The organism is Rhodoferax potami (assembly GCF_032193765.1).
GTDB lineage: Bacteria > Pseudomonadota > Gammaproteobacteria > Burkholderiales > Burkholderiaceae_C > Allorhodoferax > Allorhodoferax potami.
On the sequence record NZ_JAVBIJ010000001.1, the window covers coordinates 1966316 to 1980424 of the forward strand.

Sequence of the window (14109 nt, forward strand, 5' to 3'; positions counted from 1 at the left end):
TCATGGGGCTTGAAGTGAGGTGGATTCAGGGAAATGGGCGGAAGCCGGAGCCTTGGCGCTGCGCCGGAGCGCTTCAGCATCCACCAGCACCAGGGCATAGGACACCAGACGGTCCAGATAGGCATCTAGGGCCTGCGGCGTATTGACCAGGCCGGGGCGGATCTGGGTGTACAGGTCATTGCCCACATGAAGCATGACGCCCAAGCCACTGATGGTGAAGGCGAGCCGGTGGATATCGTCATCTGCTTCAGCGAGCCCGACATGGCGGCAGAGCCCGCGGGTCAGGGCCATGTGAGCGGGAGCGATGTTGGCGTCAATTTCGTGCTGCCAGGCGCCGGTGGGCTCCAGCATTTCGCGAAAGCAGAGCTTCATGTACTGCTGCTGGGTGACGTGGCCCTGCTTGAGCGGCTCCAAAAAGCTGGACAACAAACCGCGGATCGCCTGCTCCAGCGTGACGTCGGTGCCCTCTAAGGCCTCGGGGGGCAATGGCGGATTGGTGCGCGGGTCAGAAAACACGGCGCGGTACAACCCGGCCTTGTCACCAAAGTAATAGCTGATGGACGCCACATTGGCCTGCGCGGCTAGGGCAATCTCGCGGATGGAGGTCTTGGCAAAGCCCTGCTCCGCAAACAGTTGCAACGCAGCGTCCAGCAGACGGTTGCGCGCCTCGACCCCGTCACTGCGGGTGGGCTTGGGGGAAATAGTCTCAGACAAAGGAATCGACATAGGTGCCGATTCTAAGCATATAAATCAAACGTTTGATTAAACTATGATGACAGAGAGGGTTTAGTCTCAGCAAAACAAGGATTCACGGAAGACGCCACCCGCCTGCAAGCGGCACTCCATGCCCTGCGCCTGTAGCAACAGAAAGCCATTCTGTGCGGGCTCAAGCTCCAAAGCGAGTGGCTGATCCCACGTGGATGGCACGGAAATTCTGAGGATGGAAGGCTGCCCTCCCAGGCGTAACGCCCCACTCCGCACGCGACCGAACAAGGCTGCGGTGTGCACAGGCGTGCACTGGCGCAACACCAACTCCACGCCCTGCAAAAAGCCGCTGATCGAAGTGTCACCGGGCGTATGGCGGGTCGCTGCCACGGCGGAAAACAGCACATGTAGATCATCACCCTGCCAGAGGGCTTGGCGGATCTCGGAATCCGCAAACTCCATCTCGAAGGTGGTTTGCGGCTCCATACAGGCCGACGCGCTCAGTGCCCGTGCCCGAGGCTGCTAACCAAGGCCACCAGACCGATACCCACACCCAGCCAGGCAATTTGCGCAGCCGTTTCGCGTGCGCTTAAGCGCTTTTGCAACTGGGGAATCAGGTCCGCCAGCGCTACATAGATGAAACTGCTAGACGCCACCGCCAAAAAGTAAGGCAAATAGTCCTGCAGCTGGTCGACCAGCCAATAGCCGACGATGCCGCCCAACGCGGTCACCGCACCCGCCAAAGTGACCTTGATCAGCGCCGCCTGCTTGTTGGTAGAGCCATTGCGCAGCACCATCAGGTCCCCCATGTGGTGGGGCACCTCATGGGCTAGCACCGCCAAGGCCGCGATGGCACCCAAGCGCAAATCCGCCACAAAGGCAGACGCGATCAGCACACCGTCCCCAAAGCAATGCACGCTGTCGCCGGTGAGAATGGCCCAACTGCCGACCGGTTTATCCGCCCCATGGCTGTGCCCGTGGTGGTGTGCATGGTGACCATGATCGTGGTCGTGATGAGCCTCATGGCTATGCGCCGCAGGACCATGGTGATGCTCGTGGCCGTGGTGCCAGAGCTCCGCTTTGTCCAAGAGAAAGAAAAAAACCAGACCGATGAGCAGCACCATGAACAGGTCATGGGCACCAGCCTGGCTCTCGAACGCTTCAGGGAGCAGATGCATGAAGGCAGTGGCCAACAAGGCCCCTGCCGCCAGACTCAACATATGCTGGGTATAACGGGCCAGTGCACCGAAGCTCAGTGCCGCTGCCAACCACACACTCCCTATGCCGGCCACTAATGTGCCGGCCACAATTGCCAGAAGAATCAAACAACGCCCTTTGCCTTGAACCAGGCCAATGTGCGCTTGAAGCCATCAGCAGCTTCTTTGGCACGGTAGCTCGGACGGTAGTCCGCGTGGAAGGCGTGCCCGGCTTCGGGATACACCACAAACTGCGAACCCTTGGCAGCTTTGTTGCCCTTTTTGCCCGCAGCAGCCAAAGCCTTTTTCATGTCGTTGACTGTCGTGACAGGAATGCCCGTGTCTTTGGCGCCATACAGGCCCAAAACAGGTGCATTCAGGCTCTCGGCCAGATCAATTGGATTCTTGGGAGTCAACTCGGAAGGGGTACCCACCAAGCGACCGTACCAGGCCACACCGGCCTTGACGTCCTTGTTGTGCGCTGCGTACAACCAGGTGATGCGACCGCCCCAGCAGAAGCCGGTAACCGCCACTTTTTTAGTGTTGCCACCGTTGTCAGCCGCCCATGCCAATGCGCCATCCAAATCAGCCATGACTTGCTCGTCAGGCACCTTGGAAACTACTTCGGCCAGCAATTTGCCGATGTCGGTGTATTGCGACGCATCGCCTTGGCGGGCATACAAGTCTGGCGCGATGGCCAAGTAGCCAGCTTTGGCAAAACGGCGGCAAGTATCGGCAATGTATTCATGCACACCAAAAATTTCTTGCACCACCAACACGATGGGCAAGTCGGTCTTGTCGGCGGGTGCGGCGTAGTAGAAGGGAACGCTCTCTCCCGCCACGTCGTAAATCTCGGAACCGGTGACAAGTCCGTCAGCAGGTGTGCTGATTGCGGTTTGCGCCATGATGGGCATCGCGGTGGCCGCGTAACCGACACCGAGTGCCGCCATGATAGCGGTGCGGCGTGTGGCGCCTGCTTCTGTGGTGCGACCGGGGCGCAAAGAGTCCAATTCGTTCTTTAAATTTTCCAGCATGGGTGTCTCCATAGTTTTTGAAGCGCAAGCGCAAGTGTAGGCAATTACCTACCCTTGCGACGCAACAAGCAGACTACAGGAAATCAGGGCAGCCCACTATTAGAACGTTTCCCAATCGTCGTCTCCACCTGCAGGTGTTGAGCGGTTTGAGGCAGTCACGACAGGTTTTTGCAAGCTTGGCATCGGGGCAGCAGCGGGTTTCGGTGCGGGTGCGGGCTTGCGCGGGCTGGCTTTTGCCGATGCAGTGGTGCGGGCTTGGGGGCCGGCAGCATCGCCGGTGCGGCGCTCAGGCCCTTTGAAAGCGGTGCTGGGTTTACCCGAGCGCACAGGTACCGGTGCCAACGAAGGGCCCGACATGCTGCCTGTAACCTTGAACACGGCCACAGCCTGTTTCATGCGGTCTGCTTGCTCGCGCAGACTTTCGGCTGCGGCCGCGCTTTCCTCGACCAATGCCGCGTTTTGCTGTGTCATCTGGTCGAGATTGCCGATGGCAGAGTTAACGCCTGCAATGCCGGTGCTTTGCTCATTGGCGGCCGAGGTAATCTCACCGATCACATCAGCCACGCGGCGCACTGATTGCATGATTTCCTCCATCGTGGAGCCTGCATCGGTCACCAATTGGGTACCCGACTCGACTTTGTCCACCGAGGTTCCGATCAGGGCCTTGATCTCTTTCGCAGCCTCTGCACTGCGGCCGGCCAGCGAACGCACTTCAGACGCCACCACTGCAAAGCCACGCCCCTGTTCACCGGCGCGTGCGGCCTCTACCGCTGCGTTCAGCGCCAAGATGTTGGTCTGGAAGGCAATGCCGTCAATCACGCTGATGATGTCGGCGATCTTCTTGCTGCTGGCGTCAATTTCCTGCATGGTGCTGACCACTTGGGTCACCACTTCGCTGCCGCGCTGCGCCACAGTGGATGCGCTGGCTGCCAGCGCGCTGGCCTGGCGGGCGTTGTCGGTGCTCTGCTGCACGATTTGGGTCAAACCGTCCATGCTGGAGGCCGTAGCCTGCAAGTTGCTGGAGGTGTGCTCGGTGCGCTGGGCCAAATCGTTGTTGCCAGTGGCGATTTCGGCACTCGCAATCGCGATGCTATCGGTACCACCGCGGATCTCAGACACCATCCGGCCGAGGGACACATTCATGGCTTCCAGCGAGTGCAGCAACTGGCCGAACTCATCGGTCCGCTCGGAATGGACCGAGTGCGTCAGATCACCCTGCGCAATACGGGCCGCCAACTCGTTGGCCATGGTGAGGGGTTCGCGAATCGAGCGCACCAGCCAGGTGGTGCCCGCAAAAATGATCGCAACAATCACAGCCAAGCTCACCAGAATGCCGGTGGTGTTCATAGCCCGCTTGGCCACGATTTCGGCTTGGAGAGTGGCCATTTCCTGCTTTTGCAGCTCGACAAAGCGGCGTTGCTCGGCAAGGTACACCTTCAGCGCCGGCTCGTATTCGCCGGTCATCGCCTGCAGCGCTTCTGCATCCTGGCCGGCTTTTTTAAGGTCACGTGCCTTTTCGCGGCTGGAAAGAACCAATTTGCGGGCGTCAGCTACTTTTTTGAGCTGGGCCTTGTCCTCGTCGGTTTGGGCCATGCTTTCAATTTTTTTCTGCAGCTCGGTGATTTCGGCCGAGGTCGATGTCACCACGTCCTTGAACGTGTCAGCGACCGCCGTGCCGCTGCTGATCAAGATGGCGGTGTTGCGCGCGGAATTGGTGCTGGTCAGCCCATTCCACTCAGTGGCAAGTTGCACCAAATCCTGGGCGAGCGCTTGCTTTTGCCGCCCGTCATTCAAGATGGAGTTGCTGCGCATCAAGCCGATCACCGCCACCATGCAAATGGCCACAATGATCAACACGATAAATGACCACAACTTGGTTGCAATCTTCATTCCACTGAGTCCCATACGACGCCCCGTTTTATTAAACAATTCAATTATCGCGGCAAATTTAACATTTGCAACAATAAATTAGTAAATACCCGCTGTCAGTATCCTCGGCATTAATGCGCCTTGTCCCAATTGGGACCAACCCCTACTTCCGCCAACAAAGGCACTTTGAGTGCCGCCACCCCGGCCATCAGCGCAGGGGTTTCGGTGCGAACCCATTCCACCTCTGCTTCGGGCACCTCGAATACCAATTCATCATGCACCTGCATGATCATCTTGGTGGACTTATTTTGCGCATCCAGCACCTGCTGCACTTTGACCATGCTCAACTTGATCAAATCTGCCGCGGTGCCCTGCATAGGTGCGTTGATAGCCGCTCGCTCCAGCCCCGCCAATTGGGCGCCCTTCGCGTTTTTGATGCCGGCAAGCTGTAGCCGGCGGCCAAACACCGTTTCCACATAGCCTTGGCGCTTGGCCAGCTCGCGGGTGGATTCCATGTAGGTTTTCACGCCGGGGTAACGCTCAAAGTAGCGCTGGATGTAGTTTTTGGCAGCGGTGTTGTCGATACCCAGATTGCGCGCAAGCCCGAAGGCACTCATGCCGTAGATCAACCCGAAATTGATCACCTTGGCGTAGCGGCGCTGCTCGCTGCTCACCTGATCCACCGGCACGCCAAAAACCTCGGCCGCCGTGGCGCGGTGCACATCCAGCCCCTGATGAAAGGCGCCCAAGAGTGCCTCATCACCGCTGATGTGCGCCATGATGCGCAGCTCAATCTGGCTGTAATCGGCACTGGCAATCACGCTGCCTGCAGGTGCCACAAAGGCCTCGCGGACGCGGCGGCCTTCGGCGGTGCGGATCGGAATGTTTTGCAGGTTGGGGTCGTTGCTGCTCAATCGCCCGGTCACCGCCACGGCTTGCGCGTAGTGCGTGTGCACACGGCCGGTGCGTGGCAGTGCCAGCTGGGCAAGCTTGTCGGTGTAGGTGCCTTTGAGCTTGGCAAGGCTGCGGTGCTCCAGCAGCTTGGCGGGTAGCGGATAGTCTTCCGCCAGTTTCTCCAGCACCTCTTCATCGGTACTGCGCGCACCGGTGGCGGTTTTCTTCACCACCGGCATGCCTAGCTTGTCGAAGAAGATTTCGCCCAGCTGCTTGGGGCTGCTCAAGTTGAAAGGCTGGCCGGCAATCTCATAGGCCTCGGTTTCCAGCTGCAGGATGCGCTGGCCCAGTTCGTGGCTTTGGGCCGCCAGCGTGGGTGCGTCGATCAGCACGCCGTTGCGCTCAATGCGGTACAGCGCTTCGCTGCTGGCGATTTCCAGCTCGTAAATGAACTTCAGCTTTTCGTTGGCCTCGATCTGCGGCCAGAGTGCCAGGTGCACATCCAGTGTCTGGTCCGAGTCTTCGCAGGCGTATTCGGCGGCTTTGGCAATGTCGACCTGGTCAAAGCTGATCTGGTTTACGCCCTTGCCGCAGAGGTCTTCAAAGCTGATACCGCTGCGCCCCAGGTGGCGCTCGGCCAGGCTGGCCAGCCCGTGCGGCTTGTCGGCTTCGAGCACATAGCTCTGCAGCATGGTGTCGTGGGCGTAGCCCTGCACTTCGATGCCATGGTTGGCAAACACATGCCGGTCGTATTTGATGTGCTGGCCCAGCTTCAAGGCTTGCGGGTTCTCCAGCCAGGGCTTGAGCTTGGCCAGCACCGCGTCGCGGTCCAACTGTTCGGGCGCGCCGGGGTAACGGTGCGCCACCGGGATGTAGGCGCCTTTGCCCGGCTCGGTGCTGAAACTAATGCCCACGATCTCGGCACGCATTTCATCCAGCGAGGTGGTTTCGGTATCCAAAGCCGTCAGCGGGGCCGCTTGAATGCGCGAGATCAGGGCGTCTAGCGCCTCATACGAAAAGATGGTTTCGTATTCCACCTTGCTCACGCGCGATGCGGGTGCCGCAGCGTCGCCAGCTGGCTCGTCAAACAAGCCCGGCTCGGCTGTGCGCGCAGAGGGCGCTGGAGCGGCAGCCGAAGTTTCAGCGCCACCTACCGACTTGGCCAGCCCCTTGAAACCGTATTTCTCATAAAAAGCACGCAGAGCCCGCGTATCCTGTGCGCCAGCAGCTATCGAATCCATAGCAGGCAGACCATCAACCCAACCTGTGAGGTCGCAGTCGGTCTTGATGGTCAGCAGCGTGCGGCCGGTGGGCAGCCAGTCCAGCGCCTTGCGCAGGTTCTCGCCCACCACACCGCCGATGTGGGCAGCGTTGTCCACCACGCCTTGCAGCGAGCCGTACTGCTGCAGCCATTTCACCGCCGTCTTGGGGCCGACCTTGGCCACGCCGGGCACGTTGTCCACCGTGTCACCGACCAGGGTCTGGTAGTCCAGCATCAGGCGGGCGGGCACGCCGAACTCGGCTTCCACACCGGCCAAGTCGCGGCGCTTGCCATTCATGGTGTCAATGATGGTGATGTGCTCGTTCACCAGCTGCGCCAAATCCTTGTCGCCGCTGCTCACAATCACCTCAATGCCTTGCGAGGCGGCGGTGGCAGCCAGTGTCCCGATCACGTCATCAGCTTCCACACCGGGCACGTCCAGCACCGTCCAGCCCAGCAGGCGCACGATTTCGTGGATGGGCGCGATCTGGCTGCGCAGATCGTCGGGCATTGGGTCGCGGTGGGCTTTGTACTCGGGGTAAATCTCGTCGCGGAAGGTCGGGCCTTTGGCATCGAAAACGCAGGCCACATAGTCGGCCGGGTATTCCTTGCGCAGGCTGTTCATCATGTTGATCATGATGCGCACTGCGCCGGTTTTCTGGACGGTGCCGTCCGGCAGCGTCACGCTCATGCTGTCCCCGCCGGCAAAAAAGGCGCGATACAAATAGCTGGAGCCATCCACCAGCAGCAGGGTTTTCTTGGGTTCGGTCATAAATAGTATTGTGCCCCCACGCTCCGCCGCTTTGCGGGTCGCTGCCCCCCGAGGGGGCGCATCCGCCTTGGGGCGGCCCGGCGGCGGATGTTGTGCCCCGCGCCGGGCAAGGTCTCCCCCAAGCCGGAGTGCCCCGCCACCCTACAATTGCGCCATGGCGGTTTACACAGAGGTCTCGCTTGACGAGGCCAGCACTTTTCTTTCCTCCCTGCAATTGGGCACTCTCCAAACCATGGAGGGCTGCTCCGGCGGCATTGAGAACACCAACTACTTTGTCACTACCGACCAGGCGCCCTATGTGCTGACCCTGTTCGAGCGGCTGACGGCGCAGCAGTTGCCGTTTTACCTGCGGCTGATGAAGCACTTGGCGTTCCATGGCATCCCCGTGCCGGACCCGGCCGCCAACCGCGATGGCGATGTGTTGCACAGCCTGAACGGCAAACCTGCCGCCGTGGTGAACCGCCTTAAAGGCAAAAGTGAACTTGCCCCGGGTGTTGACCACTGCCAGCAAGTCGGCGCCATGCTCGCACGCATGCACCTCGCAGGGCGCGACTTCGGCATGCAACAGCCCAACCTGCGTGCGCTCCCGTGGTGGAATGAGACGGTACCGGTTGTGCTGCCACACCTTGAAGCGCCCCTAGCTGCGCTGATCCAGAGTGAGCTGGCTTACCAGAACCATGTCGCCGCACAGAGCGCCTACACCGCACTGCCGCGCGGCGCTATCCACGCAGACTTGTTCCGCGACAACGTGATGTTTGACAAGGTGAATGGCGAACCCCGCCTGAGCGGTTTCTTTGACTTTTACTTTGCCGGCACCGATGCCTGGCTGTTCGATCTGGCGGTGTGCCTCAACGACTGGTGCATAGACCTGCCCACCGGAGTCGCCGATCTGGAGCGTAGCCGCGCTTTTGTCCAAGCCTACGAAAGCGTGCGCCCCTTGACACCCCAAGAGCGCGAACTGTTCCCCGCGATGTTGCGGGCCGGCGCACTGCGCTTTTGGCTCTCGCGCCTGTGGGATTGGTACCTGCCGCGCGAAGCCTCGATGCTCAAACCCCACGACCCGACCCACTTTGAGCGGGTTCTGAAGCAACGTATTGCGTCGCCCCTCACGCTGTCCACTTTAATGAATCCAGAGCCGCACACCGCATGAAACTCCAGATCGTCCCTCCCCGCCAAGGTGTCCTGTGGTTCAAACAAGGGGTGCGCACCTTTTTGCGGCAGCCACTGGCGTTCACCGGCCTGTTTTTTATGTTCATGGCAGCGGTATCGCTCTTGAGCCTTTTGCCGGTGATCGGAACACCTTTGGCGCTGGCCCTGTTGCCGGCAGCTACCCTTGGGCTCATGGCAGCCACGCAGATCGCGGAGCAAGGGCAATTCCCGATGCCCCAAGTGCTGATCGCAGGCTTCCGCGCAGGCAAAGACCGGCTGCGCTCCATGGTGGTGTTGGGCGTGCTCTATGCCGTGGGTTTTATATTGGTCATGGGCATTTCTGCCACGGTGGACGGCGGGCAGTTTGCCCGCGTGTATCTGCTGGGCGGTGAGCTGTCTCCCGAGGTCGTGCTGCAAGGCGATTTTCAGTCTGCCGCCTTGGTGGCCATGGTGCTGTATCTGCCCTTGTCCTTGCTGTTTTGGCATGCGCCGGCGTTGGTGCATTGGCATGGCATCACCCCCATGAAGAGCCTGTTTTTCAGTGCCGTCGCCTGCTTGCGAAACTTTTGGGCCTTTACGGTCTTCGGCTTGGTTTGGATGGCCGCGTTTCTCGGGGTCGCCATGAGCGTGGCGATTTTGGTGAGTTTGCTAGGTAGCCCCGCCCTGATCAACGCCATCATGTTCCCGGCTGGCCTCGCCTTGGCGACCATGTTTTTCACCTCGTTTTACTTCACCTTCCGGGATTGCTTTGAAGCACCCGCTACGACTGAGCCGGAACCCGGGGCCTGAGTCGTATTTCTAACGCTCTCTCGCTCAAATGAGGGCAACACGGCAGGGGGCCAGGCCTCCCTGCCGGACCTAAGGCTCAAGGGTTGGCCTTGCGATAAGCCGCGATGGCTTTCTCCAAGTCTTGGTACTCCTCGCACGAGCGATTGCCACATATCTTTTCAAGATCGGCCAAATGCTGCGCAGCCTGTGCGGGCTTGCGGTCCATCAGGTAGGCCTCTCCGATGTACTCATGGGCGCCCTTGTGCTGGGGATTGAGCTTGAGCGCGATCTTGTAGTGCTCAAAGGCCTTGGCAAGGTCTGGCTTGTCCTGCTTGCGGTACGAAAACGCCAGCAAGTTGTGAGCATCCGCGTTACCGGGCTCTTCTGACACCACGTTTTGGGTTTCGAACTTGGCGGTCCGCCAATCCGATTTGGCAATAGCATCCCGCGCCGCTTTCATGCGCTGATTGACGGTGGGTACGTTCATCACAGGGGTATCTGCGGCTTGTGCGAAGCCGCTAACCAACAGCATTGCCAACAACAACTTTTTCATGAGTGCTCCAACAGAAAGGGGAATTCCAATGTAGCCATTTTGGAATACCCGAGCACAGGTGGATGTGTCACAAAGCTGAAACATCAACGTCGCACATTAACGGAGCTAATTTAACTTGAGGCACCTAGCATGACCGACAACACCCGCTCCTCCAGCGACATTTTCAACAACGAAGACTCCAACACCACCGCGAACCCGCATATCGAGCAGATCATGTCGGCCCGCCTGAACCGCCGCGGCCTGCTGCTGGGCGGCATGGGCGCAGCAGCCACATCGCTCTTTGGTGCTGGCGCGCTGACCGGTTGCGCTACAGCGTCCACCGGCGCGGGTACTGCAGCTGCCATGACTGCACCCCTGAACACCTTGGGCTTTACTGCTGTCGCCAAGAGCTTGGCCGACAAAGTGGTGGTGCCTGCTGGCTATGACGTGCAAGTGATTTACGCGCTGGGCGACCCGCTGAAGGCTGGCACCGCCGCGTTCAAGAATGACGGCACTGACACCGACTGGGACAACCGGGCTGGCGACCACCATGACGGCATGGAGTACTTTGGTTTGGATTCCAACGGCAAGCCTTCTGCCAACGGCATCAGCCGCGGCCTGTTGGCGGTGAACCACGAAGCCACCACCGATCAGAAACTGAGCTCCTTCTTCATTCACACCAACGGCGGTGTGAGCACCCTGCCCCGCCCCGCTGCGGAAGTAGAAAAAGAATTGTCCATCCACGGCCTGTCGGTCGTGGAAATTGAAGCCAAAGCCGGCCAGTGGAGCTACAAGCAAGCCTCCAGCTACAACCGCCGCATCACCCCCACTACCGAAGTCATCATCAGCGGTCCCGCCAAAGGCAGCGAGCACCTGGTAACCAAATTCAGCCCAGACGCTACCCGCGCTCGTGGCACCCTGAACAACTGCGGTACCGGTAAGACACCTTGGGGCACTTTTGTGTCCGGCGAAGAAAACTGGTTCGGCTACTTCCACCGCGATGCCAAGGATGATGATCGCCGTGGCAAGAAGGACAAAGCAGTCACTGGCTTGGTGCGCTACGGCCGCCCTGCCGGTGCTGCCAGCCGCCATGGCTGGGAGAGCGCAGGCGCTGACGACAAATTTGTGCGCTGGAACAACGGTGCGTTGGCCGCCAACGCCAAAGCCGACTACCGCAACGAAATGAACACCTTCGGCTTCGTGGTGGAAATGGACGCCTACGACGGCCAGCAATTGGTGCGCAAGCGCACCGGCTTGGGCCGATTCGCCCACGAGAGCGTGAGCTTTGCCAAGGCCGTGTCTGGCCAACCTATCGTGGCCTACATGGGTGACGATTCCCGCGGTGAATACATGTACAAGTTTGTGTCCGCAGCCAAGTGGGACGCTGCTGACGCCAACGCCAGCAACCGCATCGCTGTGGGCGACAAGTACCTCGACAAGGGCACCTTGTTTGTCGCAAGCTTCAAGGACGACGGCACTGGCACCTGGATTGAGTTGTCCATGAACAACCCGATCGTTGCTGCCAACCCCGACTTCGAATTCAAGTCCGACGCTGACGTGGCCATCTTCACCCGTTTGGCTGCCGACGCGGTCAGCGCAACCAAGATGGACCGCCCTGAGTGGGGTGGCATCAACCCACGCACTGGCGACTTCTACATGACGCTGACCAACAACAGCAACCGCACCGTAGACGGCGACATGGGTGCAGACGCTGCCAACCCCCGCGTTTACAGTGACATGAAGAACGGCAAGGAAAGCAAGGGCAACGTCAACGGCCACATCATCCGCGTGGCGCAAGCCAACCCGGCTGACACCGCCTTCAAGTGGGACATCTACTTGTTCGCGTCGGAGGCTGATGCCGACAAGACCAAGGTCAACCTGTCCAACCTGACCGACGAGAACGACATGTCTGCTCCCGATGGCTTGGCTTTCAGCCCTGCTACCGGCCTGTGCTGGATCCAAACCGATGACAGTGCTTACACCGACAAGACCAACTGCATGTTGCTGGCCGGCATCCCCGGCAAGGTGGGCGATGGCGGCAAGAAGTCTCTGAGCTACAAGCGCCCTGACGGCAGCGAAAAGCGTGTTGATACCTACATGGGCAAGTCCCAGTCGCCTGACATCCTCAAGCGCTTCCTCGTCGGCCCCGTGGACTGCGAAATCACCGGACTGTGCGAAACACCGGACGGCAAGGCGTTGTTCATCAACATCCAACACCCCGGCGAAAACACACCGATGGCTGACATTGGCAACCCCGCCAAGTACACCAGCCAGTGGCCTGCCAATGCGGGCTACGGCGCCGGCAAGCGCCCCCGCTCTGCCACCATCGTGATCACCAAGAAAGACGGCGGCGTGATCGGTAGCTAAGCTACAACATCCATAGGGCTGCGAGCGACCCTGCAGTCCAAAAATAGCGACCTGCCATCCGGCAGGTCGCTATTTTTTTTATAGCTACACACGCTTATCTGCAGCGCGTAAAGATACAACCCATCAAAAGGTAGTCCAGACGGACTATCGCCAACAGGGTGCTACCGGCCCGACAATAGGAGGGTGGAAAAGCGGCCGCCGGCTGCTCATCTTTTCAGGGATAACCGATGAACACTACTAAAAAATGGTTGGCTGGCTTGGCCTTTGTTACGCTGGCACCTTTGGCATCTGCAGCGCCTAACCTGATTGTCAACGGCAGTTTCGAGGCCAACAGCATCAACTTTACTGGCGGCTTCAGCACTCTGGCCGCGGGCAGCAATGCATTGACTGGTTGGAATATCACTTCAGGTTCTGTGGACTTGATCAATACCTATTGGAACCCCTCCCAAGGCCACTACAGCCTTGACCTCAGCGGCGAAACCGATGGCACGATCTCTCAGAGTTTTGCAACCGTAGTCGGTCAAACATACAAGGTGTCTTTCGACATGGCCGGCAACCCGGACGACGGCGATAAAGTTAAGTATCTGCAAGTCGGCCTGAGCAATTTGCCGATTTACGAGTTCGACACTACCGGCCGAAGCCACACCAACATGGGCTGGACTACCAAGTCCTTTGTCTTCCAAGCGGTTACCGGCCAAAGTACTTTGCACTTCACCGGATTGCAAGAGTCTGCTTACGGCGTAGCGCTGGACAACATCTCGGTCTCCGCAGTTCCGGAGCCAGAGTCGTTTGCCATGTTGCTTGCAGGCTTGGGCCTGATCGGCGCCGCAGTGCGCCGCAAGCGCAACGCTGCTTCGGTCTAAGCGCCTACCAAAAACTCAGGGACCCATATGAAAAATTTACATTCGATCGCTCTGGCAGTTGCACTGGCAGCTGGCTCGGCCCACGCCCAATCCGCCAATTTGGTGGCGAACGGTAGCTTCGAAGCCCAATCCGTTGTGAACACGGGGATTGGTTTTGACACATTTACATCCGCAGGGCAGGGGCTGACTGGCTGGACCGTGAATCTTCGTTCGGTGGACCTAGTGAGCACTTTGTGGGCCGCTTCAAATGGCCAGAACAGCCTCGATCTGAACGGCCTCGGCAAGGGCGTGATTTCGCAGGTGCTGCACACCGTGATCGGCCAGACCTACACCCTGTCTTTTGACCTGGCTGGCAACCGTGCCGCTGGCGATGTCATCAAAGGCTTGTCGGTCAACGTGGGACCTACTGGCACCTACACCTTTGACACCACCGGGAAGTCCTATTCCAACATGGGTTGGACCACCTACACCACCCAGTTTGCCGCTGTGAGCACTAGCACGACCCTGAGCTTCTCCAGCATGACCAGTGGTCCTGCGGGCCCTGCACTCGATAACATTTCGGTGAGCGCTGTGCCTGAGCCAGAAACCTATGCGCTGCTGCTGGCAGGCCTTGGCCTGATGGGTGCGGTAGCACGTCGACGCAAAGCACGCTAACCGCTGCGATTGCTGTTTATTGCGAGAGGCCTGTCTTTGACAGGT

Annotated in this window: 12 protein-coding genes; 5 read left to right on the forward strand and 7 right to left on the reverse strand. The window is 59.4% G+C overall.

Features of this window, described 5'->3' with window-relative positions; translation table 11 throughout:
• The 6 genes from RAE21_RS09410 to polA form a co-directional block, all read right to left on the reverse strand.
• On the reverse strand, nt 1-726 hold the full coding sequence (locus RAE21_RS09410; RefSeq protein ID WP_313881130.1) for a CerR family C-terminal domain-containing protein: 726 nt from the start codon (nt 724-726) through the stop codon (nt 1-3).
• A 66-nt stretch (nt 727-792) separates the two neighbouring features.
• Nucleotides 793-1191, reverse strand: a complete 399-nt coding sequence (locus RAE21_RS09415) for a hypothetical protein (protein ID WP_313881131.1) — start codon at nt 1189-1191, stop codon at nt 793-795.
• Between the two features lie 14 nt (nt 1192-1205).
• Nucleotides 1206-2030, reverse strand: coding sequence for a ZIP family metal transporter (locus RAE21_RS09420; RefSeq protein ID WP_313875651.1), 825 nt, complete (start codon nt 2028-2030; stop codon nt 1206-1208).
• Nucleotides 2027-2935, reverse strand: coding sequence for a dienelactone hydrolase family protein (locus tag RAE21_RS09425; protein ID WP_313881132.1), 909 nt, complete (start codon nt 2933-2935; stop codon nt 2027-2029). The genes RAE21_RS09420 and RAE21_RS09425 overlap by 4 nt, the downstream gene beginning before the upstream one ends.
• A 99-nt stretch (nt 2936-3034) precedes the next feature.
• Nucleotides 3035-4825 (reverse strand): methyl-accepting chemotaxis protein, encoded by a 1791-nt coding sequence (locus RAE21_RS09430; RefSeq protein ID WP_313881133.1) that lies wholly within the window; start codon nt 4823-4825, stop codon nt 3035-3037.
• A 110-nt stretch (nt 4826-4935) separates the two neighbouring features.
• Nucleotides 4936-7731, reverse strand: a complete 2796-nt coding sequence (polA, locus tag RAE21_RS09435) for a DNA polymerase I (RefSeq protein WP_313881134.1) — start codon at nt 7729-7731, stop codon at nt 4936-4938.
• Between the two features lie 154 nt (nt 7732-7885).
• Here polA and RAE21_RS09440 point away from each other — a divergent pair, with 154 nt between their 5' ends.
• Together RAE21_RS09440 and RAE21_RS09445 are read left to right on the forward strand one after the other, a co-directional pair.
• Complete coding sequence (locus tag RAE21_RS09440; protein WP_313881135.1) at nt 7886-8881, forward strand: homoserine kinase; 996 nt, start codon at nt 7886-7888, stop codon at nt 8879-8881.
• Nucleotides 8878-9669 carry a BPSS1780 family membrane protein gene (locus tag RAE21_RS09445; protein ID WP_313881136.1) on the forward strand — a complete coding sequence of 264 codons (792 nt, stop codon included), beginning with the start codon at nt 8878-8880 and terminating at the stop codon, nt 9667-9669. The genes RAE21_RS09440 and RAE21_RS09445 overlap by 4 nt, the downstream gene beginning before the upstream one ends.
• Before the next feature lie 76 nt (nt 9670-9745).
• On the opposite strand, the gene RAE21_RS09450 is transcribed toward RAE21_RS09445, so the two are convergent.
• Nucleotides 9746-10201 (reverse strand): tetratricopeptide repeat protein, encoded by a 456-nt coding sequence (locus RAE21_RS09450; RefSeq protein WP_313881137.1) that lies wholly within the window; start codon nt 10199-10201, stop codon nt 9746-9748.
• Between the two features lie 129 nt (nt 10202-10330).
• Here RAE21_RS09450 and RAE21_RS09455 point away from each other — a divergent pair, with 129 nt between their 5' ends.
• The 3 genes from RAE21_RS09455 (at nt 10331) to RAE21_RS09465 (ending at nt 14064) form a co-directional block, all read left to right on the forward strand.
• On the forward strand, nt 10331-12547 hold the full coding sequence (locus RAE21_RS09455; RefSeq protein WP_313881138.1) for a PhoX family protein: 2217 nt from the start codon (nt 10331-10333) through the stop codon (nt 12545-12547).
• A gap of 227 nt (nt 12548-12774) precedes the next feature.
• On the forward strand, nt 12775-13410 hold the full coding sequence (locus RAE21_RS09460; RefSeq protein WP_313881139.1) for a choice-of-anchor C family PEP-CTERM protein: 636 nt from the start codon (nt 12775-12777) through the stop codon (nt 13408-13410).
• Nucleotides 13411-13437: 27 nt separating this feature from the next.
• Nucleotides 13438-14064: a choice-of-anchor C family PEP-CTERM protein gene (locus RAE21_RS09465; protein ID WP_313881140.1), complete on the forward strand. Its 627-nt coding sequence runs from the start codon at nt 13438-13440 to the stop codon at nt 14062-14064.
• Nucleotides 14065-14109: the final 45 nt, after the last annotated feature.

What these genes read in the sequence shown, in the direction of transcription:
- RAE21_RS09410 (WP_313881130.1), bottom strand. Translation starts at nt 726, where the DNA reads ATGTCGATTCCTTTGTCTGAGACTATTTCCCCCAAGCCCACCCGCAGT.
- RAE21_RS09415 (WP_313881131.1), bottom strand. Translation starts at nt 1,191, where the DNA reads ATGGAGCCGCAAACCACCTTCGAGATGGAGTTTGCGGATTCCGAGATC.
- RAE21_RS09425 (WP_313881132.1), bottom strand. Translation starts at nt 2,935, where the DNA reads ATGCTGGAAAATTTAAAGAACGAATTGGACTCTTTGCGCCCCGGTCGC.
- RAE21_RS09430 (WP_313881133.1), bottom strand. Translation starts at nt 4,825, where the DNA reads ATGAAGATTGCAACCAAGTTGTGGTCATTTATCGTGTTGATCATTGTG.
- polA (WP_313881134.1), bottom strand. Translation starts at nt 7,731, where the DNA reads ATGACCGAACCCAAGAAAACCCTGCTGCTGGTGGATGGCTCCAGCTAT.
- RAE21_RS09440 (WP_313881135.1), top strand. Translation starts at nt 7,886, where the DNA reads ATGGCGGTTTACACAGAGGTCTCGCTTGACGAGGCCAGCACTTTTCTT.
- RAE21_RS09445 (WP_313881136.1), top strand. Translation starts at nt 8,878, where the DNA reads ATGAAACTCCAGATCGTCCCTCCCCGCCAAGGTGTCCTGTGGTTCAAA.
- RAE21_RS09450 (WP_313881137.1), bottom strand. Translation starts at nt 10,201, where the DNA reads ATGAAAAAGTTGTTGTTGGCAATGCTGTTGGTTAGCGGCTTCGCACAA.
- RAE21_RS09455 (WP_313881138.1), top strand. Translation starts at nt 10,331, where the DNA reads ATGACCGACAACACCCGCTCCTCCAGCGACATTTTCAACAACGAAGAC.
- RAE21_RS09460 (WP_313881139.1), top strand. Translation starts at nt 12,775, where the DNA reads ATGAACACTACTAAAAAATGGTTGGCTGGCTTGGCCTTTGTTACGCTG.
- RAE21_RS09465 (WP_313881140.1), top strand. Translation starts at nt 13,438, where the DNA reads ATGAAAAATTTACATTCGATCGCTCTGGCAGTTGCACTGGCAGCTGGC.